Origin of the sequence: Flavobacterium litorale (assembly GCF_019613795.1) — a bacterium.
GTDB classification, from domain to species: domain Bacteria; phylum Bacteroidota; class Bacteroidia; order Flavobacteriales; family Flavobacteriaceae; genus Flavobacterium; species Flavobacterium litorale.
In genome coordinates this window covers 1,834,852-1,860,592 of record NZ_CP080429.1, presented here as the reverse complement: position 1 = coordinate 1,860,592, position 25,741 = coordinate 1,834,852, and the positions used below count along the sequence as shown (strand labels likewise).

General features: G+C 36.0%; 23 protein-coding genes and 1 other RNA gene. 17 read left to right on the top strand and 7 right to left on the bottom strand.

What is annotated here, in order from left to right:
* Window positions 1–105: 105 nt before the first annotated feature.
* On the bottom strand, window positions 106–519 hold the full coding sequence (locus tag K1I41_RS08445; RefSeq protein WP_220639926.1) for a DUF6691 family protein: 414 nt from the start codon (window positions 517–519) through the stop codon (window positions 106–108).
* A gap of 12 nt (window positions 520–531) precedes the next feature.
* Window positions 532–1,092, bottom strand: coding sequence for a YeeE/YedE family protein (locus K1I41_RS08440; RefSeq protein WP_220639925.1), 561 nt, complete (start codon window positions 1,090–1,092; stop codon window positions 532–534).
* Window positions 1,093–1,219: 127 nt separating this feature from the next.
* On the opposite strand from K1I41_RS08440, the gene K1I41_RS08435 reads away from it, so the two are divergent.
* From K1I41_RS08435 to creD, 8 genes are all read left to right on the top strand, one after another.
* The gene (locus K1I41_RS08435) at window positions 1,220–1,678 is read left to right on the top strand and encodes a 2-dehydro-3-deoxyphosphooctonate aldolase (protein WP_220639924.1); all 459 of its coding nucleotides are present in this window, start codon (window positions 1,220–1,222) and stop codon (window positions 1,676–1,678) included.
* A 60-nt stretch (window positions 1,679–1,738) separates the two neighbouring features.
* Entirely contained in the window at window positions 1,739–2,557 is an 819-nt protein-coding gene (gene kdsA / locus K1I41_RS08430) for a 3-deoxy-8-phosphooctulonate synthase (RefSeq protein WP_220639923.1), read from the top strand.
* A gap of 161 nt (window positions 2,558–2,718) precedes the next feature.
* Window positions 2,719–3,330, top strand: coding sequence for a hypothetical protein (locus K1I41_RS08425; RefSeq protein ID WP_220639922.1), 612 nt, complete (start codon window positions 2,719–2,721; stop codon window positions 3,328–3,330).
* Window positions 3,330–3,626 carry a winged helix-turn-helix domain-containing protein gene (locus tag K1I41_RS08420; protein WP_220639921.1) on the top strand — a complete coding sequence of 99 codons (297 nt, stop codon included), beginning with the start codon at window positions 3,330–3,332 and terminating at the stop codon, window positions 3,624–3,626. Before K1I41_RS08425 ends, K1I41_RS08420 begins: the two co-directional genes overlap by 1 nt.
* A 56-nt stretch (window positions 3,627–3,682) precedes the next feature.
* Window positions 3,683–4,333, top strand: a complete 651-nt coding sequence (locus tag K1I41_RS08415) for a DUF1361 domain-containing protein (protein ID WP_220639920.1) — start codon at window positions 3,683–3,685, stop codon at window positions 4,331–4,333.
* A gap of 58 nt (window positions 4,334–4,391) precedes the next feature.
* A complete protein-coding gene (locus tag K1I41_RS08410) occupies window positions 4,392–4,796 on the top strand; it encodes a hypothetical protein (protein WP_220639919.1) in 405 nt (134 codons plus the stop codon).
* A 3-nt stretch (window positions 4,797–4,799) separates the two neighbouring features.
* The gene (locus K1I41_RS08405; RefSeq protein ID WP_220639918.1) at window positions 4,800–5,135 is read left to right on the top strand and encodes a hypothetical protein; all 336 of its coding nucleotides are present in this window, start codon (window positions 4,800–4,802) and stop codon (window positions 5,133–5,135) included.
* Window positions 5,136–5,146: 11 nt separating this feature from the next.
* On the top strand, window positions 5,147–6,529 hold the full coding sequence (creD, locus tag K1I41_RS08400; protein ID WP_220639917.1) for a cell envelope integrity protein CreD: 1,383 nt from the start codon (window positions 5,147–5,149) through the stop codon (window positions 6,527–6,529).
* A gap of 70 nt (window positions 6,530–6,599) precedes the next feature.
* Here creD and K1I41_RS08395 read toward each other — a convergent pair whose 3' ends face one another.
* Both K1I41_RS08395 and K1I41_RS08390 read right to left on the bottom strand, forming a co-directional pair.
* The gene (locus K1I41_RS08395) at window positions 6,600–8,261 is read right to left on the bottom strand and encodes an MFS transporter (protein WP_220639916.1); all 1,662 of its coding nucleotides are present in this window, start codon (window positions 8,259–8,261) and stop codon (window positions 6,600–6,602) included.
* Window positions 8,262–8,819: 558 nt separating this feature from the next.
* Window positions 8,820–10,022, bottom strand: a complete 1,203-nt coding sequence (locus K1I41_RS08390; protein WP_220639915.1) for an NAD(P)-dependent oxidoreductase — start codon at window positions 10,020–10,022, stop codon at window positions 8,820–8,822.
* A gap of 205 nt (window positions 10,023–10,227) precedes the next feature.
* On the opposite strand from K1I41_RS08390, the gene ssrA reads away from it, so the two are divergent.
* The 4 genes from ssrA to hmpA all read left to right on the top strand — a co-directional run bounded on the left by ssrA (window position 10,228) and on the right by hmpA (window position 12,920).
* Window positions 10,228–10,623: a transfer-messenger RNA gene (ssrA, locus tag K1I41_RS08385) on the top strand.
* Between the two features lie 97 nt (window positions 10,624–10,720).
* Window positions 10,721–11,317, top strand: coding sequence for a Crp/Fnr family transcriptional regulator (locus K1I41_RS08380; protein WP_220639914.1), 597 nt, complete (start codon window positions 10,721–10,723; stop codon window positions 11,315–11,317).
* Window positions 11,318–11,412: 95 nt separating this feature from the next.
* Window positions 11,413–11,700, top strand: a complete 288-nt coding sequence (locus K1I41_RS08375) for a hypothetical protein (protein WP_220639913.1) — start codon at window positions 11,413–11,415, stop codon at window positions 11,698–11,700.
* 17 nt (window positions 11,701–11,717) lie between these two features.
* Window positions 11,718–12,920 carry an NO-inducible flavohemoprotein gene (gene hmpA / locus K1I41_RS08370; protein ID WP_220639912.1) on the top strand — a complete coding sequence of 401 codons (1,203 nt, stop codon included), beginning with the start codon at window positions 11,718–11,720 and terminating at the stop codon, window positions 12,918–12,920.
* A 114-nt stretch (window positions 12,921–13,034) separates the two neighbouring features.
* On the opposite strand, the gene K1I41_RS08365 is transcribed toward hmpA, so the two are convergent.
* Window positions 13,035–14,216 carry a glycosyltransferase gene (locus tag K1I41_RS08365; protein ID WP_220639911.1) on the bottom strand — a complete coding sequence of 394 codons (1,182 nt, stop codon included), beginning with the start codon at window positions 14,214–14,216 and terminating at the stop codon, window positions 13,035–13,037.
* A gap of 177 nt (window positions 14,217–14,393) precedes the next feature.
* Between K1I41_RS08365 and K1I41_RS08360 the strand changes: the two genes are divergently transcribed.
* Genes K1I41_RS08360 through K1I41_RS08350 form a run of 3 tightly spaced genes read left to right on the top strand, consistent with a single transcriptional unit; the run spans window position 14,394 to window position 20,249 of the window.
* Window positions 14,394–17,483 carry a putative glycosyltransferase family protein gene (locus tag K1I41_RS08360; protein WP_220641841.1) on the top strand — a complete coding sequence of 1,030 codons (3,090 nt, stop codon included), beginning with the start codon at window positions 14,394–14,396 and terminating at the stop codon, window positions 17,481–17,483.
* Complete coding sequence (locus K1I41_RS08355; protein ID WP_220639910.1) at window positions 17,483–18,715, top strand: Ig-like domain-containing protein; 1,233 nt, start codon at window positions 17,483–17,485, stop codon at window positions 18,713–18,715. The genes K1I41_RS08360 and K1I41_RS08355 overlap by 1 nt, the downstream gene beginning before the upstream one ends.
* Window positions 18,699–20,249 carry a glycoside hydrolase family 2 TIM barrel-domain containing protein gene (locus K1I41_RS08350; RefSeq protein WP_220639909.1) on the top strand — a complete coding sequence of 517 codons (1,551 nt, stop codon included), beginning with the start codon at window positions 18,699–18,701 and terminating at the stop codon, window positions 20,247–20,249. Before K1I41_RS08355 ends, K1I41_RS08350 begins: the two co-directional genes overlap by 17 nt.
* Here the strand turns inward: K1I41_RS08350 and K1I41_RS08345 are convergent.
* Both K1I41_RS08345 and K1I41_RS08340 read right to left on the bottom strand, forming a co-directional pair.
* The gene (locus K1I41_RS08345) at window positions 20,232–21,434 is read right to left on the bottom strand and encodes a glycosyltransferase (protein WP_220639908.1); all 1,203 of its coding nucleotides are present in this window, start codon (window positions 21,432–21,434) and stop codon (window positions 20,232–20,234) included. The two genes, K1I41_RS08350 and K1I41_RS08345, sit on opposite strands and share 18 nt — an antisense overlap.
* Before the next feature lie 80 nt (window positions 21,435–21,514).
* A complete protein-coding gene (locus K1I41_RS08340) occupies window positions 21,515–22,777 on the bottom strand; it encodes an oligosaccharide flippase family protein (RefSeq protein ID WP_255566903.1) in 1,263 nt (420 codons plus the stop codon).
* Between the two features lie 322 nt (window positions 22,778–23,099).
* On the opposite strand from K1I41_RS08340, the gene K1I41_RS08335 reads away from it, so the two are divergent.
* Window positions 23,100–25,175, top strand: coding sequence for a tetratricopeptide repeat protein (locus tag K1I41_RS08335; protein ID WP_220639907.1), 2,076 nt, complete (start codon window positions 23,100–23,102; stop codon window positions 25,173–25,175).
* Window positions 25,176–25,312: 137 nt separating this feature from the next.
* Window positions 25,313–25,726: a response regulator gene (locus K1I41_RS08330; protein WP_220639906.1), complete on the top strand. Its 414-nt coding sequence runs from the start codon at window positions 25,313–25,315 to the stop codon at window positions 25,724–25,726.
* The last annotated feature ends 15 nt before the right edge of the window (window positions 25,727–25,741 follow it).

The window sequence follows — 25,741 nt, the reverse complement described above, 5'->3', positions numbered from 1 at the left end:
GGAGTTTATAATTGACTACATGAGGGTTTACGAAAATTAATTTTTTTTAAGTTAGTTAAATTTAAAGGATACCAAATTCGGTATCCTTTTTTAATACCAAATGTATTAATGTGGTAACTTACTTTTAAAAACTCCATATAAGTACGTACCTACCAAAGCTCCTAGCAGTACTATACCTATCCCCCAAAAACCAGCACCTACCAAAATATACATAGGTCCTGGGCACGTACCAACAAGCCCCCAGCCTAAGCCAAATAGTATTCCACCAATAATATAGTTGGTAAAACCTTTTTCTTTATCGGCAATAGTAATTGGATTACCCGAAATATCTTTTGCCTTGCTTCTTTTAATAATTTGGATGCCTACTACACCAACCACAACTGCCGTTATGATAATACCAAACATGTGGAAGGATTGAAAGTGGAACATCTCGTATATACGGTACCACGATACGGCCTCCGATTTTGTGAGTACAATACCAAACACTACGCCTACCAGTAAAAATTTTATAAACTTCATAATCTTGTTTTCTTAATTAAAAATAATAGGTAATAATAACCACGACATAATGAGCCCTCCAATAAAAAAGCCTATTACCGCTATTAACGAGGGTAGCTGTAAGTTGCTCAACCCTGTAATAGCGTGCCCCGATGTGCATCCGCCTGCGTAACGCGTGCCAAAGCCAACCAATAAACCACCAAGTAATAATATACCTAGCATTTTAGGCGATTGTAATGCCTCTGTGCCAACTAATGCATCGGGTAACAACTTGCCTTCGGGAGCATCAATACCCATAGCTTGCAATTCGGTTACCGTTTGTGGATTTATATTTACACCGCTACCGTCGGTTAAATACGTAGTGGCAATAAATCCGCCCAGCATAGCACCAAGTACCACAACTAAGTTCCAGCGTTGTTTTTTCCAATCGAACCTAAAAAACGCTACATTTTTACCCGCTCCGAAAGCAGAGCATACAGTACGTAGGTTGGACGACATACCAAACGATTTACCGAAATAAATAAGCAAAAGCATTATTCCGCCTATTAATAGTCCCGAAGCGTACCAAGACCAAGTGCCATAAAAACTATACATAATTGTGAATTTGTACAAAAATAGAAAATATACATTGCGAACAATATCAATTTTCCAGATATTCATAAACGGATTGCTATATAACCCGTATTAATTTTTTATAACTTTGGTATCTATTTACACAACTATGAAAAAGTATTTGTTTCTGAGCTTTGTTTGTTTCGCATTAATAATATCGTGCGTTAGCACAAGGCTTACCATTAAAAATATTGATGATAAAGCCAGGATGCCTGCATTATCTGAAGAAAAAACATTTGTACTTACCAAAATTAGTAGCAACAATAAATATGGGTACGACCCCGATTATCCTGTTAATTTGGGTTTTTTACCCGTGCAAAATGGCGGTGTTAACATCAAACGTTATTTTGGGGCACTATCAGGACCTCAAGGGCAAAAAATATCGTACGAACATGTAGATAGTTGCTGCCCTTTCCCATCTGAAAAAAATAATATGGGTGCTGGCATATTGGAGATTTATGAAGTGACTTGGGAAGGACTTGCTACACCAAAACGAATCCACATTAACTTATACGAACGGGGCGAGATAATTGCACCAGCAGGGTTTGGCATTAAACAAGTAAATTAATAGCGTTACTGCTCCATTTTATTTATACTTATCTTTGCACTTATTTTATAAAACACAACAATGGATATTACTACTATACCACAAATAAAACATACCCATAGCGGTAACTTTTTTTTACTTTCTGGTCCTTGTGCCATAGAAGGTGAGGATATGGCAATGCGTATTGCCGAAAAGCTAGTTACTGTTACCGATAAATTACAAATACCTTACGTTTTTAAAGGTTCGTTTAAAAAGGCCAATCGTTCGCGTATTGATAGCTTTACAGGCATTGGTGATGAAAAAGCACTTAAAATATTGGAGAAGGTAGCTAAAAATTTTGGTGTGCCTACAGTAACCGATATTCATACGAATGAAGATGCTGCTATGGCTGCTGAGTATGTAGACGTACTGCAAATACCCGCATTTTTGGTACGCCAAACCGACCTTGTTGTGGCTGCTGCCAAAACAGGTAAAACTGTAAACTTAAAAAAAGGACAATTTATGAGTCCTGAGAGTATGCAACACGCTGTACAAAAAGTATTGGACTGTGAGAACGAAAATGTAATGGTAACGGATAGAGGTACTATGTTTGGCTACCAAGACATGATTGTAGATTACAGAGGCATCCCTACCATGCAACAATTTGCTACTACAGTATTGGATGTTACCCACTCCTTACAACAGCCCAACCAAACCATTGGAGTTACTGGCGGACGACCTGATATGATAGAAACAGTTGCCAAAGCAGGTATTGCCGTAGGTGTAGATGGTATATTTATAGAAACACACTTTGACCCTGCTAATGCAAAAAGTGATGGTGCCAATATGTTGCACCTTGACTATTTTGAACCCCTTATGGAAAAGTTAGTAGCCATACGTAAAACTGTAAATAACTTTTAATACCATTTTTTAGTATCAATTTCAATAACAAAGGATAGCTATACGCTGTCCTTTCGTTATTATATATCCTACTCTCTACAAAAACAAGCTTAAAAAAATTCGAATTAGTGCATTGTTAATTCGAAAATTATATTTTACTTTGTATTTCAAAGTACTTTACTATGGATAAAGATTATTTACAAGACATACAGGATATTAAGCAGATGATGAACAAATCATCGCAATTCCTATCGTTAAGCGGGCTCTCGGGTATTATGGCAGGTATATATGCCCTTGCAGGTGCACTAGCCACAAAATACATCTACAATATTAACTACGGTAGGTACATTACATTAGAGAGTACCTCCTTTAAAGCTATTATTGGCATTGCGGTAATTGTACTTTTACTATCTGTAGTAACGGCATACATCCTTACCAGTATAAAAAGTAAAAAACGAGGAGAAACAATTTGGAACGCTACCTCCAAACGATTGATGGTAAACTTTCTAATCCCTTTGGTAACAGGTGGTATATTTTCTGTATTATTGCTACAAAACAAGTACTATGGGCTAATTGCTCCTATTACACTTATATTTTACGGACTTGCATGCGTAAATGCCAGTAAATATACCCTTAGGGATGTACGCTACTTAGGCATTACCATGATAATTATAGGTTTAGTAGCAAGCTATTTTATGGGTTACGGCTTGGAGTTTTGGGCTTTAGGCTTTGGTATATGCCACATACTGTACGGCAGTATAATGTACTTTAAATATGACCGAAAAGAGGTATAGTGAAAAACATACTACAACATATTAATAAGGCTTTCGACCATAGAATACGATTAGGTATTATGAGCATACTAGTGGTGAACGAGTATGCCGATTTTACCACATTAAAAGAGCTACTTGGCGTTACCGATGGTAATTTAGCTAGCCATGCCAAAGCACTAGAAGCAGAAGAATACATTACGATAGAAAAGCAGTTTGTTGGTAAAAAACCAAATACCCGTTATATTGCCACGAAAGTTGGTAAACAAGCGTTTAAAGACCACATTGATGCACTAGAAAAATTAATTAAAAAAGGATAATCCTTTTTTTTGAATTTAAACTTTGAATTTCAAAGTACTTTTAAAAACACAAATACATGAAAACACTTCAGGTCACATTCGTTAACACGTTTAAGCAGCATTACGCTCTACTCTACTTAGCATTATTCTCGGTAGCGCTACTATTGGTGCGAATACAAGTAACACAATTAATGTTTTACAGTTTTTTAGTCTGGAATCTCTTTCTAGCCTACTTACCCTTGGCGTTATCTGCTATTATGATGAATAGCATTAAACTTATAGAGCAAAAAATATACTTTTATCCACTACTACTTGTCTGGCTACTACTACTGCCTAACGCCCCCTATATAATTACCGACTTTGTCCATTTAAAAAAAGGGATAGGTGCAATACCCATCTGGTACGATGTACTATTGCTTGCATCGTTTGCCATTGGGGGTGTATTGGCAGGTTTAGTATCTATGAAACAAGTTTTTAATATCCTAAGTATTAAAACCAATCCGCTAATTGCATGGTTCAGTATTGCAGCAGCATGCTTTTTATCAGGGTTTGGCGTTTATCTAGGTCGATTTTTGCGCTATAATAGTTGGGATGTACTTAGTAAGCCTATAACACTACTTACCGATTTACTACACAATGTAGCAAATAGTACCGCTTTTGGTATGACGCTTGGTTTTGGGTGCTTCCTACTCCTACTCTTTCACTTGTATTATACATCCGAAAAATAAAAAAATTTACACCTACACTTTGAAATTCAAAGTATATAAACTTTAACCCATTATCGTTATGAATAAACTATTCCAACAAAAATCAGTAACTGTAGACATTACGGAACTTATAAGCTATCCCAGTAATAGCCTAGGGTTTCACTTAGGGCAATACCTGTTCAGAAAAGAATTTGAGCCTCAAACAACATTCAAAAAAGAAGATGTCTACAATCTCTTAATCACAAAGAATACTTCTGTAGAGGAGCAATTTGGTATGTACTTCTACCTGTTTGGCAACGGTAATAAAAGCTTTGCCACATTTTACCAAATGATGGTAGGGCTCCTAGACTATCCTTTCCATATAAAGCATTTTTATCAGCGCTATAAAGATGGAAGAAACGCACTCCGATTTTATGATTTAGACCATTATAAAATGTTGCATTTACCAATAGAGAAAATTAAAGACACTTTTTTAATACAATAATTTATGGAAATAAAAGAACAAAAATTACCACATCATATAACGTGGATTAAACAAATACCAACATGGTTGTTCGGAGCATCATTTGTAGGAGGTACAATAGTTTTCACACTCTATTTACTAAATCTAAAATCAGAAAACTATATAGAGATTGGCTTTACATATATATTAATAGCCGCTACAATAAACAGTGTTGTTTTTATAGGGCTTGCAATTGCCTCTTTTATACACAAACAATATCAAACAATCATTTTGGCAAGGGCTACGCTAATGCTACTTAATATACCAATAAGTATACTTTATATACTCATTGTAATTTATTCAAAACAACTAATTTTTTAATAATAACTATTATGGAGAATCAAGAACAACCAAAAAACTTTTTTCAATCGGCTACCGCAAAAATTATTATGGTAGGTTTGCTGACGTTAGTTTTACTAATACCGTTAGAGTACGTAAAGAGTCTTATAACAGAACGTGCCGAACGGCAAAAGGACGTAGTACGAGAAATTAATCAAAAATGGGGTAGTAACGTATACCTTTACGGACCTGTACTAAAAATTCCTTATACCATTAACGAGGAAACTAGTACTATTGATAAAGCCACCAGAAAAGTAACCATTACTACAACATCGCACACGAAATATGCTTACTTTTTTCCTGATGTATTAAATGGAAAAATTAATGTTGAAACTGAGAAGAAACATCGTAATAACTACGAATCAGTTTTGTTTACGTCTAAAATGAATTTTGACGGAAACTATAGCATTCCGAATTTTAGTGATAAAAATATTAAAGATGAGAATATTCAATGGGATAAAGCTACTGTAATAGTGGCTACCAATAATATTAAAGGCATTAAAGGAGAGGTTACCATGACTATAAACGGGGAGCGTTATGTTTTTGAACCCACAAATTTAGGCTTCGAATCTAATGAAATAGCTCCTCGATTTAAGTCGAAACAAACAGACAACGCTGCATTAACCACTAAAAATTTTAATGCTAAGAAAGTATTTAGTGGAAAGGCAATGGATTTTAATTTTGATATAAGCTATAAAGGAAGCCAACAAGTTAGCATTGTACCTATTGGTAAAAAAACAACTGCTACCATGACATCCAATTGGTATTCGCCAGGTTTTCAAGGTAATTTTATCCCCGAAAATAAAACCATTACTAAAGATAGCTTTACGGCGAAGTGGAAAATATCTGCATTGAACCGTCCGTTTGTGCAACACTATTTTGAAACGCTACCCAATTTAAACGAATATAGTTTTGATGTTGATTTTGTTATTCCCGTTAGTGAATATCAGCAAAGTGAGCGTGCTACTAAATATGGCTTTTTGGTTATTGGGTTAACCTTTTTGGTATTCTTTTTAATACAAAGTATAAGTAAAATAAACATTCATATTTTTCAGTATAGCATGATAGGCTTAGCACTCATTATGTTCTACACGCTACTAATTTCAATAACCGAACACAGTAGTTTTAAACTTGGCTATGGTAGCGCAGGAGCAGCCGTTGTGGTTATGATAGGGCTCTATTCTATATCTATACTAAAAAATAAAAAGTTCCCTATATTTATTACAATAGCATTAAGCGCATTATACACATTTATATATGTAATAATACAGTTGGAAAACTATGCCTTATTAGTAGGCAGTATAGGCTTGTTCTTGATATTAGGAGCAGTAATGTATGTTTCCCGAAAAATTGACTGGAGTACCACAAACGGTTAGTAAGCACTATAAAAATACTATGCCCCTGTATATACAGGGGCATACTTATAACATTTAATTTCGTAGGGTATTAATGTGCGCTACCAACCTCTATCTCGTTGGCAATACCTTGTTTTTTAAGTATTTTAACTACGTACCAACCGTAAAAAGCAATGTATGCAAAACAAAGCACGGGGATGAAGTATGAACGGTGTATGCCAATCATATCGGCAATTTTGCCTTGTAATGGCGGGATAATACCACCTCCTAATATCATCATTATTAAAAATGCTGAACCTTGAGAGGTATATTTACCGATACCTGCTATACCCAACGAGAATATGGAGGGCCACATAATGCTACAGAACAGCCCACCACTCATAAAGGCATAAATGGCTGTATTACCAGTAGTAAATAACCCTACAAGCATGGCTATCATACCCAGTAACCCAAAAATCATTAGTGTTTTGGCAGGATGATCTTGTCCCATAAAGAAACCTCCAATTTGTATTAGCACAATGGCAGCATAAGCATACAAAGGTGTAATATCTTGCCCCGATATATAATTGGCTAATAACACAACACCAAAAGCTATGTAGGGTACTACAATTAATAATATCTTTTTCATGGAGTTGGTTGGGTTAAATACCGTAATGGCTCCTGCCCAACGCCCTATCATTAAACTACCCCAATACATTGATATAAAAGGCGCAATAGCCGAACCTGTTCGGCTACCAAACTCTGGTGTGCCTAAAAGCTCGCCCAAGTTACTTTGTATGGTTACCTCTACCCCTACATAGGTAAATATACCCAGCATACCTAAAACCAGTTGCGGGTAACGCATAGCGCCCCAACCTTCGGGTTTGCGTTGCGCTGCATTATTGGCATACAATAAACCCAACACAATTACTAATAAGGTAGCTACAGTAAGCCATAACCCTAAATAGTCGTCCTCCCTATTTTCTATAAAACGTGTTATAAACTCAGGGTCTTCATATCTCGAGAAAATATAACCAAATATTGCTATTAACAGTACTGTAATAACAATAAGGGTTATCATTGCTTTATTGGCAGGCTCGAATACGGATTCCATTTTACCTGATGGTAATTTTTTAGAGAAGAAAAATAATCCAGCAGCAATTAAAAATAATGCTCCTACAAACATATAAAGTATCTCCATCATATCGAGCGACTCGGATCGTTGCGCAAATTCCTCAATATTGATACCTGATGCTACACCAAATAATGCCAATGAAACCACAATGGGACCAATAGTAGTACCAAATGAGTTTACACCCCCTGCAAGGTTTAACCTGTTACTAGCAGTATGCGGCTCGCCTAATGATGTAGTAAAGGGTTGTGCTGATGTTTGCTGTAATGAGAATCCGAGTGCTACTATAAATAAAGCCCCTAAAATAAGATAATAGTCGCCAGATTGTACTGCAAAAATCATGAGTACTGCACCTACAGTACTAATTAACAGTCCATTGATAATTCCTTTTTTAAAACCCCAAGCATTTAAAATATCTTTTTTTATGGCAGTACTAAATATAAATAATAGTAGTGCGCCCATATAATATGCGCCGTAAAAAGCAAAATCAATAAGTTGGCTCTGAAATTGATCTAAGCCAAATTTGGTTTTGCAAAAAGGAATAAAAACACCGTTTGATGCTGCTATAAAGCCCCAAAAGAAAAATACCGTGATTAGGGTATATAATGCAGGATAATTGGTTTTTGTTTCGTTTGTGCTCATAAGTGCAATTGAAAATTAATGTAATACTAGATTTTTAGAATAGAATTATGATGCTGTAATTTAAAAGATATGGAAGGGAATACGTTAGTTGTAAAAAAGTAAAAATTGTTAGCAAATAACCTCTCTAATACTTTTGAAAGTACTTACTGAATGATGGGCAAGGTATTAATTAGGTAACAAAATTTTACAATAACGAACAACTAATAGCAATTGTACTTTTGTGATGAGAGTGTATATAATAGATTTATTGGTATTAATTTTTGTTAGTATGTTTTTTAAGCTATTTAATTTGTACCAAAATTTCGTACAATTAAAAAATATCATAAATATACATATATCTACTATTACAATAATGTAGTAATTCAATAAAAAAAGAGTAATTCTAACTCCTATCAACCCATAAAATATAATTTTGAAGAGGTTATTTTAAACATATCGAAAAAACAATACTTCAAATAGGATATTGAACTATATAGTATATAAAAAAGCCTCTTAACAATTAAGAGGCTTTTATGTATTGTATGGATATCTTTAAAATTAAGATATTAAGTTTACATTTTATCGTTCTTCAACAAAATCACTTAGGTACTTAAAACGCTCGGTAAGTTTACCGTTTTCGGTAATTTTTGCACGCTCTAGTATGCCATCTTTATCACCATTAAAAAATGCTGGTATAACATTATCATAAAACATTTCTGCAAAGCCCATACTGGCATCGCGGGGTAATTCGCAAGGCAAATTATCTACTGCCATTACTACCACAGCCGAAGGATGATATATATCTACTTCCTCATGCGTTGCAGGGTTGTACCCATAAATAGGCTCTGCAATGGTAGAGGGGCGTAGTGTACATGCTATAGGGCCCGCAATATCGCAAGATACATCGCCTACAACTTTTATTTTATTGTTGTGCGATTTTAGCATATCCTGAGTTAGTATGTCTGGTGCATTATTACCAAAAAAATGACCTGTTATTAAAATATCCGATGTATTGGCAAACCGTTCAAAATTAGATTCGTATGCTAGCGGATTGTTGTAAAAATCTTGCTTTTCTATAGGTGTACCATCTTTGCGTTTGTTATAATCCAGTACATCTATTTGGGTATATACAGGTCTGTCGTAACTCTTAGTTAGGTAATCGTTTACCGCCACCTCTTTCATTTTCATACCATCCAGCATCTCCTTAGCACCCATAGCAACTTTACCTCTTCCTGTAAGTACAATTTTTACAGGCGGTAATACAATGCTTTTTAACTTATCAATTAAAGTGGTTCTATCGGGTAGTGTTTCTGCTTTTGGTAGCTTAAAAATTTCGTACTTTATTCCAAAAGCCCTTATGGTATTATAAGCGCCTACATTACCTGCATACCTGCCAAAACCAATAAGCCGTTTGTTATTAGCATCAACAATCGTTTCGTGGTCGTACAATTCTATATTATTATCTAGTATAGTTTGTAACAACTTCTGGTTGTAGTGCTGTTTTTTAATAGTGTGCGAAAAAAAGAAGTATTTTTTGTTAGGTATTAAAGCCTCGGCAGGCACCTCTTTAACTCCAATAAGCACATCGCAGTCCGTCATGTCAGTACCTACCTCTATGCCTGCTGCTACGTACTCTTCATCTTTAAATATTCGTATGTCAGATGCTTCCGCTTTTACCGTTATATCAGGGTAATTTTCTGCAATGGCTGCCAATTTTTCAGGGGTAAAAACTACTCTTCTGTCTGGCGGGGTTTTGCGCTCTTTAATAATACCTAATTTCATTGGCAATAGAGTTATTGTTTTTTGATTTTACAGGTTTTATAAAAGATGTTGTTTCCTTTTGATAATACTGTAATTCGGTTTTGATAACGACGGCAAATATAAGAAAAATCGACTGAAAATTAAAATCATTTTTATTACCTTTGCATTTTAGTAAAGTATGCATTTGTACTTAAATTTTAAATGCATTATTATTTCTGTTTTACTAGGGGTCGACTGGTTTTGACAGCAGGTCGAATTGGACGGTAAGCACGCCAGGAACGGAAACATATCCTGTAAATAATGTTTCACAATTTTAAACGGCGAAAATAACTACGCTCTAGCTGCATAATCCGAATTTATAGTACGATTAGCCTCGTTCCTACAAGGTAGGAAAGCGAGATTCTCCTAAAAAGCCTTGGTTTATGGCGTTTTGTTAAGGGGAACCGTAAAAGTAAACCTAGGGGCTTCTTTGCTTTGCAGAGGTCCTGAAACTAAAGAAGCTAAGTAGTATGTGGTTGTTTCTGACCTTGCACACTATCGAAAATTTAAGCGGAAACTAAGCGTGTAGAAAGCTCTTTAATTGCTTGTTTGGACCCGGGTTCGATTCCCGGCGACTCCACAAAAAAACCTTAACTATTATAAAGTAGTTAAGGTTTTTTTATATATGTAATTTAATTCAATTGTTTTGTAAATTTGTTTCCCTACTAAAAACTTCAATCATGGTAAGCGAGAACCTACTGCTTGACTTTGGTGCTTTTAAAGTTGAACTAAAAAAAGGAGAAACTATCTTTAAAGTTGGCGAAACACCTAAATACTTTTATCAAGTAGATTCGGGGAAAATAAAAATGTGCAATTTTAATGATGAAGGAAAAGAATTTATACAAGGTATGTTTTCGGGTGGAGAAAGTTTTGGAGAACCGCCGCTACTCATAAACGAGCAGTACCCTGCCAATGCCATGGCACTGTTGGATAGCGCAATATACTTGTTACCAAAAGAAGACTTCTTTAAGCTACTGTATGCCAACCCCGAAATTAACTTGCAATTTACCATCCGACTTGCTCACAGATTATTTTATAAATCACTTATGGCTTCCGAAATATCCTCTCAGGATGCAGCGCATCGTATTATAAAACTTCTGGATTACTTTAAAGATACGGTATATAAAGTGCCTACTGACCAAAAGTACAGAGTGGATCTTACCCGACAGGAAATAGCCGATTTAACAGGGCTACGGGTAGAAACTGTAATACGCACTATTAAGGAACTTGAAAAACAAGGAGAGCTTACTATAAAAAGCAGAAAAGTATACCGTTAAAAATTTTCCGATCATTTTTTTGATGACATACATCATAAACTAATGGTGCTTTCATGAAATACTTTTGGAGTATTATTTTAAAACAATACTTCAAAATGAAAATATACCAAAAATATCTAAAAATTTATTCTGAAGGTCTTATAGGGTATGCAACATTAAGTATACTTTTTCAAAGCTGTCTGGGCTCTGCCGCTGCAATGTACATTCTTATAAATGGGGTAAATCCCATGCAAATGGTACAGCTTTTTATTGTAGTAATCCTATGCATGATCTTCAACGGTGCCGTGCTTTCACAACAATCTGCCAAAACCATTTTTAATCTTCTGCTACTAAGTGTGTTTGCCAGTACCCTATTAATTATTATTAACGCTTTATTCTTATAAATATCATTTTTAAACTTATGAATACTCAACAAAAAGAACTAATTACAGCTACCGTACCCTTATTAAGAACTAGTGGCGAAGTACTTACAAATTATCTTTACAAAAGAATGTTTGAACACCATCCAGAGCTTAAGGAAATCTTTAATATGGGAAATCAGGCAAACGGGCGGCAAAAATCAGCCTTAGCTAGTACAGTACTTTCTTATGCTGAAAATATAGAAAACCCGAGCGTACTACTGAATATTTTAAAAGGTATAGGCAATAAGCATGTAAGCCTTAATGTATTACCCGAGCAGTACTCTATTGTAGGAACTCATCTATTGGCCTCTATTGATGAAGTTCTGGGCGATGCAGCTACACCCGAAATACTGGAGGCATGGAAAATTGCTTACTTTGAGTTAGCTGATATTATGACAGGACTGGAGACGGATATGTACAACGAAAATAAAAACAAAACTGGCGGTTGGATTGGCTGGAGAAAATTTAAAATAGGCAAAATTACAGAAGAATCGGCAGAAGTAAAATCATTTTACTTATATCCTGAAGACGGGAAAGCAATAGCTGATTTTGCACCAGGACAGTTTTTAAGCGTGCAGGTATTTGTAAATGATCTTGGGATTGTACAACCCAGACAATATAGCCTGTCGGATTCCTTTAATGGGGAGTATTACAGGATATCTGTTAAGCGGGAAGCAAATACTGAAACAAATCCTGAAGGAATGGTATCAAATCAGCTACACATGGCTAAGGCAGGCGACGTTATAAATGTATCTCCTCCAATGGGCTTATTTAAATTAAAAGAAAATACAGAGCATCCAGTAGTATTAATAAGCGGAGGAATAGGACTTACACCAATGCTATCTATGCTACACACGGTTAAAAATAATAATCGAAAAAATAAAACAGTTTGGGTGCATGGCTGCAGAAATGAAGCGGTACACGCATTTAAAGATGAAGTTGCCCAACTAAACAGTGATGCACATTGGCTTGAGAGCCTTGTTTTTTATGACCAAGATCATACCGTAGCAAAAAATGCTATTTCTGGACGGGTAGACCTTCATGCTCATAAAGACACTATATTACTGGAAAATGCCAGCTACTACATTTGTGGTCCTGAATTGTTTATTAAAGCACAATACCAATCGCTTATAGCGCTGAATGTAAATAAAGAGAATATTTTTTATGAGGAATTTGGTCCGCAACTAATTGGCTTAAACTAAATACTTCTGCCCCCCTATACCTTGCTAAAGGTAACTTTATTTCCTAAAACAGAAAACGCCTGGTTACCAGCCAGGCGTTCTCCAATCCAACTAAAAAAACTAATCATGAAAATATTATCTATAATGAAGGGCTATTTGCCCTATTTGTCCAACAATTTTTAATGAGTCTCTAAACGATAGTTTAGAGCCATCGGCATGTATCCAACGGTTTAATGGTTTTTCGCACAACATGTCTTGTGCTTCTTTTAAACCGTACAGGTTACGCATGCGCATAAATATCTCTACATCAAAAAGCCATTTGGTTAAAAACTTTCTTTGAAATGTGTGGTTTACCACCCTTCTTGTCATAATTTTTGCGCCACACTGTGTATCTCTAAAAGGCATACCCAATGTTTTTCTGATAATAAGGTTTATGGTTTGGCTTATTATTTTTCGGGCAGACTCTTTTGTTATATTTGCACCCACTCGGGCAATACGCGAACCACTAACTATTTGATAATCTGAGTTTGAAATTGTTTTTACTAATTCATGAAAATCAGCAAAATCAGTAGACAAGTCCGCATCTAAAAAACCAATGTAATCAAACTGGCTTTGTTCTGAAAGATGTAGCATTCCCAAACGTACCGCCTCAGCTTTTCCACCATTCTGCTCACAATCGTATATACTTATGTGGTCTTCGTTGCCTTTACGTAATTCTTTTAATACCTGGAGGGTGTTATCGGTACTACCATCGTTTACAAAACATAAATGGTAGCCTAAGTTTTTGTTTACAAAACGTTTAAAATCATCACTCAATAAACGTTCTTCCTCGTTATAGCACGGTATTACTACCCCAACACAAGTATCTTGTATAAATTTTTCTTTTGTTTCTGTATTTTTAGCTGTGCTACCACCGCCTATTAATCGTTTAACACGAATAACTATTTCGTTTAAACTTAAAGGCTTCTTCATATAGTCGTTAGCACCCAACTCAAAACCTCGTTCTATAATTTCCTCATCCAAATTACCCGATAATATCATCATCGGCGTATTGTCATTTCGTACGTTTCTCAAGTAGTGAATTAAATCCAGTCCTGGTGCTTTTTCATCAAAAGTAACATCGTCATACACGCATCTCCCTTCAGCTACAGCAGGCATATTAATATCTGCTATTATTAAGTCTGGAAGAAAAAAGTCAACTACTTCTATCGCACTAATCACATTTTTAGCACTTTGTACTTCATATCCTTGGTCGGTAAGTGCCTTTTCTAAAGACAAGAGTACTAACTCTTGGTCGTCTACAATTAATATTCTCATGATGTTGGTATTTTTTAGTTATGATTTCTGATACAAATATAGACTGGGTAACAGTAGTTTATGAGCATATTTAGATTACAACCTGTTTTGTATCGACGAATGGCAATATTCTTTAGACGTGACATTTCAGCTCCACATACTATATTTAGTATCTTTACTTTATCAGATTATTATAATGTGAAAGAAAAAACCAACAAATACTTACTAAGCGCAATTGTTATCGGGTTAGTATTTCATGGGGTATTAATACTCTTTACCTTAGAGAACACCTACGATGCCTTAATACACATGTTTTTTGGCAACCACTATGCCACAAGCTGGTGGGAACCTTGGAACTATAGTTGGTACACAGGCTTTACTGTTATGGGCTATCCGCCATTGGTACATCAGGCTATTGGGCTGTTCTCATACATAGGAGGCTTAAAATTCGGAATGTTTGCGGTAGCCATAATTGGTGTACTGTTATTTATAACAGGTGTTTTTAGGTTTACGGTTACTATAACAGGTAACAGAACTGTGGCGGGCTATGCTGCGTTGTTTGCAGTATTCTCCTCTTCCTTTATGGAAACCCTGCATTTGTTTGGGCAATTGCCCAGTATTATAGGCATATCGGTACTTATGCACGCCATACCCGAAATTTACCTTTGGTTACGCTCAGGCAAAAAAAAGTATTTGTTTACATCGCTTTCACTAATAGCGGTAACCGTAACCTCGCACCATGTTACGCCTATATTCGGGATGGTGTTTTTTATATTTCCGTTAATTGGTATGGCGGTGTTGGATACTGCCCGCGACAAGGTAAGTAGCTACAAAGAAGTTAAGCTAAAGCTGTTTATACAAACCCTACTTAGTTTATTAAAACGTATTATACTGTTTGGCGGAAGTTCATTATTTTTAATCATCTTTTGTATATTTCCGTACTGGGTAAACTCCAAACAAAACCCGATTACGCAAGTACCTATACCACACGGTAGCCGTGATAACTTTTTAGAGGTAACCTCATCGGGGCTCGTGTTTTTTATTATACCTTGGGGTATTATCTTATTTTTACTACCTTATATTTTTTATAGGTATTATAGTAAACGGTATTTATTTTTCGGATTATCGTTAACCCTGCTTACCATACTAGGCACTGGGGGTACTACGCCCATACCACGAGCCATATTGGGCGATACTGCTTTTAATATACTAACGTTAGACCGTTTTACCCTATGGGGATCTATAATGTGTTTGCCCATTATAGGCGAATTGGTTTATCGGCTTTTTGAGGGTGACCTTAAAGCAACACTACAACAACGTTACGGAACGTTATACAACCGTATTGTAGGGGCATTATTTATAGGAATGTTTTTGTTTATGGCATTTTTTACGGTAACCTTAGGCTATTTCCGTCCGTTGCAGCCTCAAAAAATTAATATGCTACCTGTTGTTAACTTTTTAAACCAAGACCAACACGATAAATGGCGATTTTTGCCACTTGGCTTTGGCGACCAGATGGCACTACTATCGGCACAAACCCGTGCCATGACGGTAGATGGTAATTACCACTCGGCACGCAGGTTACCCGAATTAACATCGCGTGCTGTAGAGCGGTTGGAAAATTCCAAGTTTAGAGGGTTAGAAGGTATTGGCTCGTTACAACAATTTTTAACCGTACCCGAAAAATACAATTTAAAGTATGTTTTCTCTAACGATAAATTTTACGACCCCATACTTTATTTCTGCGGTTGGCACAGGCTAAACCAACTGGAAAACGGGCTTATGGTTTGGGAAAAGTTAAACGTGCAACCCTTGCCCAAAACCCTACCTAAAGACGAAGTACCATTATACCTAAAATTAATGTGGGGTAGTATACCCATATTAACAGTAGTAATAGCCTTTATACTCAATATACAGTCTATTTGGTTGCAAGCATTAAAAACAAAGGCACTCCCCCAGCCTGCTTTTTTTAAGTATAACGTTGTATATCGCAATTTCAGAAAATCCATGCTATGGGTAAATAAAATCTGGGTTATTGCAATGGTTATCGTTACAGGTGTAAGTCTGTATTTTATTTATATGCACAACGCATCGCAGGTAAGTGCTAATAATGTAGTTAAAGCCTATTATGATGCGCTGGATTTTAAACAATTCAGCAAAGCACATTCGTATATTAAAACAGATGAAAATTATCCCGTATCGCAATTTTTGCTGGAAATGTCGGTTTCCGATGGTATTTTAAATTCGTATGGAAAAATAGACGGTATTGTGCTAGAAACACTTGAAAGCAGTAGTACCAAAGCCAAAATAAGAGCTACAATAAAATGGATAACCCCTTTAGAGATAATTGCTACCGAGCACTTACACCGTGTAGAAAAAATAAAAGGAAAGTGGTATTTGCTACGCGAAAATAAAGACCCTGATATTCCGCCCGATCAGTTTTTGAGCAACAACCGAACTTCGTATTACAAACAGGGACGCCGTAGGGTAACTACCCAACAAACGCACCATGAAGATGTAATGAAACAGCCTGAGCTCGAAATACTTTCGGCAAAACTGATACAGCACAATGATGAATATATGATTGTTGGCGAAGTGCAAAATATTGATAATGTACCTGCCGATGTAGTAGTAACCGCTACGTTATACGATAAGTACAATAACACCTTGGCTACATTTAACGCAAAGCACGTAATAAAACACAAACTACGCCCTAAAGAGGTTACAGGGTTTAAAGTAAACTTTGAGGCTATTGCATGGCTAGATAAACAATCGGCACGCCCCGAAACATTCAACCCCAACGAGTACACGCCTGCCACTATTACAAATATTCCCGAAACGTTTAGCATACAAAGCGCAGGAAATGTAGCCACTAAAGATTTATATACGGATGTAAGCATCTCCGATTTAAAAGTAAATAGTACCGAAATCACAGGCACACTGTACAATTTTGGTTTACAAGAGGTAACTGTACCCGAATTATTGGTATCGTATTATGACGAAAATAAAGAATTGATATATATAGACCATTATTACGTAAAGGAAGGCGTACGCATACAACGCAAGCAACGCTTTACCTATCCGTTATTGAATTTAACTGATAATCGTTTACTAAACTTGTCGTTAGATAAATGCTTTGTAAACGGTTTGGAGAATGAGGAGCTTGCCCGCCCAATTTTACAAACACGTATAAAGGCGCATCAAAAAACAGGGCTGCAACAAGTAAACGGCAAAGGCTTCTCGTATGTAAAAATGGAATTGAATAACTTTATTGGTAACCCACAGTAATGAAGAAAAAGCAACGTATAGTATTCGTTTTAGTAAGCTGCTCCGTGCTGCTCTTCTCTTTTATTGCGGTTAATAGAGAGAAGCAAAACACTGATTTCTCATTGCTTACAACACAAAATGTATTCGAAGCAGGTAGCGCTATACAACTATCATTTTTAGCTAAAAATAACACTACTGCATCATTATGGGTACAATCTTCTTACGGAAGTATAGTACTGGATGCAAACGTTAAGAATGATACTATAACTTTTGCCCTACCTCATTTTTATGCTAAAAAAGCAGGTAAAATATCTTGGGTATTAACTAATGATGCAACAACAATACAAAAGGGTACTTTTGAGATTATACCCAAAGACGATATTCGGCTGGAAAATTATTTGGGTCCGCGCAGTATGCCTGCAGGCGATGGGCATTATACCATGATGGTAACCATACCGACCGACCTTTACGATAACCCAAAACCCGATGGTACACCTGCCACTATTAAATGGCAATTTTTAGATGATATACGTACTGAAACCCTACCTACCAAAGATTTTATAAGCTGGAAACGTATTTACTCTCCCGAAAAAGCGGGTAAGGTACTAACATCGGTAGCCTGCTTAGGTATGGAAACCAAGGAAACCGAAACAGATGTATATCCTACCATACCTGTAAATTTTAAAATTGACTATAGTCGTAATCATGCCTTTGCTGATGGTAATCAAACTACTACGCTAACCTCATCCATTATAAAAGATAAATTCGGGAATACAGTAGGCGATGGTACTGCGGTTACGTACGTGGTTACAACATCTAAAAACACCATACTAAAAACCTTTGGATCAACAGTAGGTGGTATTGCTATGGCAGAAATTTTGAGTCCCGAACTAGCAGAAACATATACTGTAAAAGCCTACATAAACGGTATGGCAGAAAGCAATACCATAAACATTAGTTACAAAGCAATACAACCTGTAATTGAATACGAATTCTCAGAAGATAAACGAACCATTACCGTAGGTACTATAAAGAGTTTTATGAACCAAATTGCACCCGATGGTACTACGGTAACATTGCAAGTATATCATGATGATAAATTGGTAGATACTTTAAGCGAGTACACCCGCAAGGGAGTAGCAACCTTTAAACTGTCGGAAGAAGAATACAAAGCAGCAGCCTACTATTTTACGATAACGGCTTACGAAAGCACCATTACAACGGAAAAAATACATTATGCAAGTAAACAATAAAAATATATATAAAGTACTTTTAATTAGTTCGTTTGTTGGACTTAATATTGCGTTGCTTTTTGGGTTAAGTACTATTTTGGGCTACCTAAATACGGGTGCAGAACGAACATCGATGCTACACTTGGAGCGTGAAACACTCAACACCTACCTGCCAAAAGTAATATGGGGCAATTTAGAGAATCCCGGGCGGGTTATGGAGGAACAGACTTTAGCCGAAATACAAAACGATTATTTGTTTTCGTGGCACATTAAAAACAATGCTTTAAAAACAAACACCAAAGAGGGTATAGCCGATTTTTATACGGATAGCTCCAGAGTAGCATTATATAATATTATTGACTATAACAAAAAGCAAAAAACAAGTGTTGAGGGTACTACCCTTACACACCACCCCGAATTAGAGTTTTATAGTGCCGATGGGCAATTAGTAGTATTTACTGATAAAAATGTAGTGGAATACCAAAAGGTATTCAAAAACAAAAAACTAATTACTACCGTAAAAGATACTGCCACCTATAAAGTACTAATGCTACTGGAAGATGGTTTTTGGCGCATCCGCCACATAAAACGTATGGATAAAGCCGTGATGCACGATAGTATTGCGCAGCCTAAAAAAGTATACACCACACATGGCAAGCAATTACTAAAAAATGGCAACCCTTTTACCATAAAAGGTGTTAACTATTACCCTAAAAATTCGCCTTGGGATATGTATGGCGATAAATTTAATACCGATACCATTGCCAACGATTTTGATATTATTAGGAATGCGGGATTAAATACCATCAGGATATTTGTGCCTTACGAAGATTTTGGTAAAGCTGATGTTATTCCTGAAAAGGTAGAAAAACTAAAAAAAGTATTGGATTTAGCCGAAACAAAACAACTTGCTGTAGTAGTTACCTTGTTCGATTTTTACGGCGATTATTCTATTAACAACTGGACGCTTACGCACCGCCATGCCGAAAAAATTATAACTGCTTTTAAAGATTATCCTGCTATACTGGCTTGGGATATAAAAAACGAACCTGATTTGGATTTTGAAAGCCGAGGACAGGAACGTGTTACCGCATGGCTCGAAAATATAATTCCTTTAGTAAAACAATGGGATGCTAATCATTTGGTAACCATAGGATGGTCGAACACCGATGATGCAACGGAACTTAGCAATTTAGTCGATTTTGTTTCGTACCATTATTATCAGGATATTAAGCATTTTGCGGCTAAGCAAAATACATTGCAAAAAGCAACTAAAAAGCCCGTAGTATTGCAAGAGTTTGGAGTGTCATCCTATAATGGTTTTTGGAATTGGTTTGGCAATGATGAGGACGACCAAGCAGAATACCATAAGAAAATGCAAGCCATTTTTAAAGAAAAACAACTTGCATTCATATCCTGGACTTTATATGATTTTGCTACTGTACCCAGTAACGTAGTAGGAAAAAAACCATGGGTACGAAACAAACAAAAAGCCTTCGGATTTATAGATGTTGGGGGAAACAAAAAACCATCTTATTTACACATTACTTACTAATGTATCGTGTGTTTTACCGTTTTGTAAGGCTGTAAATTGTTGCAGGTACATACCTGCTATACTATCCATAGAGAGTGCTTGTGCAGCATTGTAGTTTGCCATAGCAATTTCCTGTCTGTAATCGTCGTCTTTAAGTAGGTTACCAATAGCCAAAGCTAACGATGCTGTACTATCAGGGCTAAAAAATTCACCTTTATAGCCTTCATCTCTAACCAAATGGGCAAGGTCACCAAGGTCGGGCATAACTACTGCTTTACCATAACTACCCGCTTGGTGTAACACACCCGAGCTTCCTGTGGTTGCCGTATAAGGGAATACTACTACAGTGCTTTCGGTAAAAATACGCGCTACATCATTTTCTTCTACATAACCTGTAAACGTAAGCCCTTCTACATCGCTGTATTTTTCTTTTACGCTGTCCAGATACCCTGGGGTGTTGGGGCTATCTGTACCAGCTATAACAATTTCAATGTTATTCATGCCTTGTGCGCGGAGTATTTTGGCAGCTTCAATCATTATCTCCACTTTTTTGTAAGTCCCAAATTTTCCGAATGCCATAATTTTTTTAGATCCTTCCAGCGTATCAAAATTAGGCTCGTTAACAGTTTCAAAAGAGCCGTGCGGAATTAGTACTACATTATCTGCTTTATACTTTTCGTTTAATATGGTTACGTATTTATTTATGGTAACCGCTACCGTATTGGCTTTAAGTATGCAACGTGTTAGTGACGAACCAATAAATGTATATATTTTTTGCATTACTCCACCTTTAGAGAAGCCTGCTTCCTGTAAATCTACCGTTTCCATTATGTTGTGTAATAATACTACGGTTTTAAAACCTGCAAGACGCAAAAGCATGGGTAATAAAAGCCCTAAAGATGCAGGTACTTTTTTATCGCCAAATTTCATAAACTGTAAATTGAATAGTACTGTGTCTGGCTTTTCGGATAATACTGCTCTGAAAATAGAGAATAGTATTTTATAACTGTTGAACGACCAGCATTCTCTTACTTTTACTTTATCGCTATTCTCAAAATCAAGTTGTTTTGGTGCTTTTGTTTTATCCGTCAACAATACAACCTCTTCAATATCCTCTTTATTTACAAAATTCTTTACTAAGTGGTAACCATATTCGTTTAACGTTACCTTACTTGGCGGGAATGCTGTTACTACTGCTACTTTCATAATTTTAGAATTTTTAGTTTGTTGAGTCAAATTTAGGGCGGTAACCCAATGATTTTAATGTATTTTCGATGAGTGGGGGTTTAGTTAAGACGAGCGTTCTTTTTGCCATGGTAAAAGAAGAAACACAACTGAACGAATAGTAATACAAGCATGGCAACAATTTGAGCTTGTACTACTTGTGCCAGACTATTATGAAAAAACACAATTAGTACAATTTGTGTGAGCCCTAATATACCTGATAGTATTACAGGAAAATACTGCCCAATAGAAAGAAAATAGTAGGCAAAAATATTGGCTATAGCAAATACTGACGTTGCTAGTGCATACTGCCATAATAATGGTGCTATAGCAATATAATCGTTCCCGAACATAAGCTGTACTACCAGTTTTGGGAATATAAAAGCACCTAGTACTATACATGCTGATAATACAGTTATGTAGCCTACATATTTTAGTAAAATGGGTTTGGTATCAAACCCCTCTTTTTTAAGTTTAATTACTTTGGGTAACAGTAGCATTACAAACATCCATGCTACAAAATATACTACCCTACCTATAAGTGCTAAAGAGGCATACAGTCCTGCTTGTTCACTCTCAAAATAATGCTTTACCAATAATATATCGCTATTGTTAATTATAATCTGCGTAAGCTCATAAAAAGCCGTTAAAGCAAAAAAAGTAACAATAGGTTTGGTATCTAATTGCTGCGGTTTCGCTGTAGCAATGGCACGAACTGATTTTAGTTTGATTGGGATTAATCCGAAAAATAATGAGATAAATATACCTATGGCAACCAATACGGAGGTATTTACAAAACGTAGAGCCAATAAAAGTCCTAACGTAATAAACAATCGGCTCATCATTTCGGACTGATAGGTAACCGAGAGTTGCTTTAAATTATTTTTACCCTGGTATCCTCCCCTATTAATACTCATAACAAAGTATATAGGCAATGCTGCACCAAATAGTACAAACATTAAACTGCTCTTAGTATTAAAAAGCTGCTGTAAGTAATTTGACGATAACGCGATAGCGCCACCCAATAAAACCCCAATGGCAATAGCTCTTTTTGATATCCACTGTAAAAAAGCAAAAAGCGTACGATTGGAGAAGAGCACGGCATACTTGGCGGTTACAATCTGGAACGTCATACCCGCAAACGATACTATTAGTAAAAAGGTAATTAGTACCGCTGCATCGGCAAACGCTGCCGGACCTAATAAACGCCCCAATAGTAAATTATACAGATAGTTACCCGCGTTTACAACAAGTATAGTAAGCATAAATGCCTGCTCTTTTGTAAGCTTGTTTAACATGGGTAAAAAAGTCTTGATTGCTTTCATGGTTAAGTGAATTTTAGTTTGGATGGTATAGTGCAAATATCCAATTAGTGTAGTATGTACCGTAAATTCTTCGTTAAAAGCCTCTTAACTGTAGATGAGTTGTTTTGTTCTGTAAGACGAAACGGAAAGTGTATAATTGTTACGTTTCTATTCAAAAGAAATCGAATTTCTTATTCATTACCCTCATAATACGAAGATTTTGAAAGCCAATTTCCGTCAGGCACTACTTACAATAGCCGAATGGTAGTTTGCTATAGATGAAATATTGTGTGTTTGTACCTAAATTGCAATAGTTAAAAACAACGAAGACATCCAACCAATTATGAAATACCTAAAACACACATGCCTATTAATAATCCTGTTTACATGTTGTATTGCAAACGCACAAAACATGCAAGAAGGTTTTGCCTATTTGGAGAATGGCGAATTTGCACAAGCAAAAGTGTTTTTTAGTGCTATACTAAAAGAGTATCCCAATAATAAAACGGCAAACCTGTGTTATGCACGCGCTTTAGGTTTGCATGATAACCCTGAAAAAGCAAATGAGCTTTTTAGTGTTATGCTGGAAGATTACCCAAACGATTTTGAGATTGAACTTAACTATGCAGAATCGTTACTTTGGAATAAAAGATATAAAGATGCTAAAGAATATTATACTACGTTAGTAACGGAACACCCAGAAAGTTTTCCTGCATTACTGGGGTACGCCAACACACTATCCAACCTAAAAGAATACCCTGAAGCCTTAAATTATGTAAACCGTGCGCTTACTGCTTCCCCCAATAATCCAAACGCATTGGTTTCCAGAAAATACATTCGGTTGGGTTATGCTTCACAATTAATGCAGGGGCGTAATTATAACGGTGCGCTTAGTATATTAGATGACAATCTTATTGACTTTCCTAAAGATAAAGATACCCTGCTTAACAAAGCGAATATTTATTTGATGCTAAAGAAGGGGGAAATGGCAAAAGCAGCCTACCGTGAAATGGCAATAACTACTGCCGACAGTATAGTAGCCTACAATGGTTTTGCGCTTGCCGAACATACCAATGGTAAGGATAAAAAAGCACTAAAGTACGCTATAGAGGCGGTAGCACTTGCAAAAGAACACAAAGATACAACACTTATTAAAAAAGCAAACGAGCGTTATATACAAGCCTTAATTTGGAATAGAGAATACAAAATGGCAGACGAAGCTATTGCTACAGAAACTCAAAAGTATCCGAATGACAATAGCGTATTGGCACTATCGGCAACGTTGGGTATGTACCGAAGTGATTTTAAAAAAAGTATTACCGACTATGAATACATACTTGTAAACGATTCACTTTCGTTTGATGGTAATTTGGGTATTGCCAATGCTTACTTTGCCGATGGTAAACCCAACAAAGCCTACAAAGCAGTAGATAAAACACTAAACATTTTCGAAAATCAAAAAGATGCTATAAACTTTTTAGGTAAACTCAATACCATATACTCCCCTAATGTAGAAGAGCAGTTGGGTTATTCTTACGATAATGGTGATAACAAAGCCTATTTTAGTACCACCACGCTCAACATTCCGTTAAGCACAAAATGGTCGGTAGGTGCTTATTATCGCTACAGAAAAACAGAAAACACAGTGACCGACCGAGAGGCAGAAGCCAACGACTTTAAAGCAATGGCAAGCTATCAGTTTCATCCAAAAGTTAGTTTTAATGCAGCACTGGGTGCTACAGCCGTAACCTCGTTTAAAAATGATTACAACCAACTGTTAGCCGAAGCCTTTTTTAAAGCAAAACCCTTTAAATTGCAAGATTTAGAAGTTGGATATAAAAGAGATGTACAAAACTTTAATGCCGACTTAACGGATAGCGAAATTACAGCCGATAACTTTTACATAAATTACAACATTAGTAGTAATTTTAAACTGGGTTGGTTTACGCAATACTTTTTTACAACACAGTCCGACGGTAACCAACGTAACCTATTGTTCACATCCCTATACTATAGCTTTTTATCAAAACCTGTTTTAAAAGGAGGTATTAATTACCAATACATTTCGTTTACCGATAGGAGACCCGAAGTATATTTTAGCCCGCAACGCTTTAATTTAGGAGAGGTATTTGTAGATTTTATTAAAAGTGAAGAAGCTATAGAAAATAAGGGCATGTACTACGGTTTAAATGCCGCAGCAGGGTATCAGTTTATAGAACAGGACAAAAAACAGGGTACGTACCGCTTGCAAGGTAAGCTGGGTTATAAATTCTCAAGCAGATTGGTTGCCAACATATACGGCTTGCACAGTAACATAGCATCGGCAACCGCAGCAGGTTTTACCTATACTGAGCTTGGTTTTAGGTTAAAATGGACTATTACCAAACGCCCCTTATTTAGAACAAAAAAGAATAAATAAAAATTAAATAATTATTCAAAAAACTATTCAACGTAAGTAAACAACCATTCGTCTATAGCAAAAGTGCTATCATCGATAAGTGGTCTTAATAGCAGTAGTTGTGTTGTACTTTTGAAAATGATTAAATCCATCATTATATGCCGTTGTCATTAAATATATTGTTAATTGAAGATGATGCTATTGAAGTAATGAAGTTCAATAGAGTCTTAAAAAACCTAGAGATAAAGCACAAAGTAATAGAAGCCAATAACGGCGAGGAAGCATTGGTTCTACTAAAAGAGAAAGCCATTGTACCTGATATTATTGTGTTGGACCTAAACATGCCTAAAATTAATGGTATTGAATTTTTAGAAATACTTAAAGATGATGAGAAGTTAAGATACATCCCTGCAATTATACTATCAACATCCGATAATCATAAAGATTTATTAGAGTGTTATAAAATAGGTATTGCAGGATACATAATAAAGCCACTAAAGTATGAGGATTACGTTAGTAGTATTACAAAACTAGTGGACTATTGGAGTAATAACGAGTTAATTTCACAATAACACCTAATAACAACC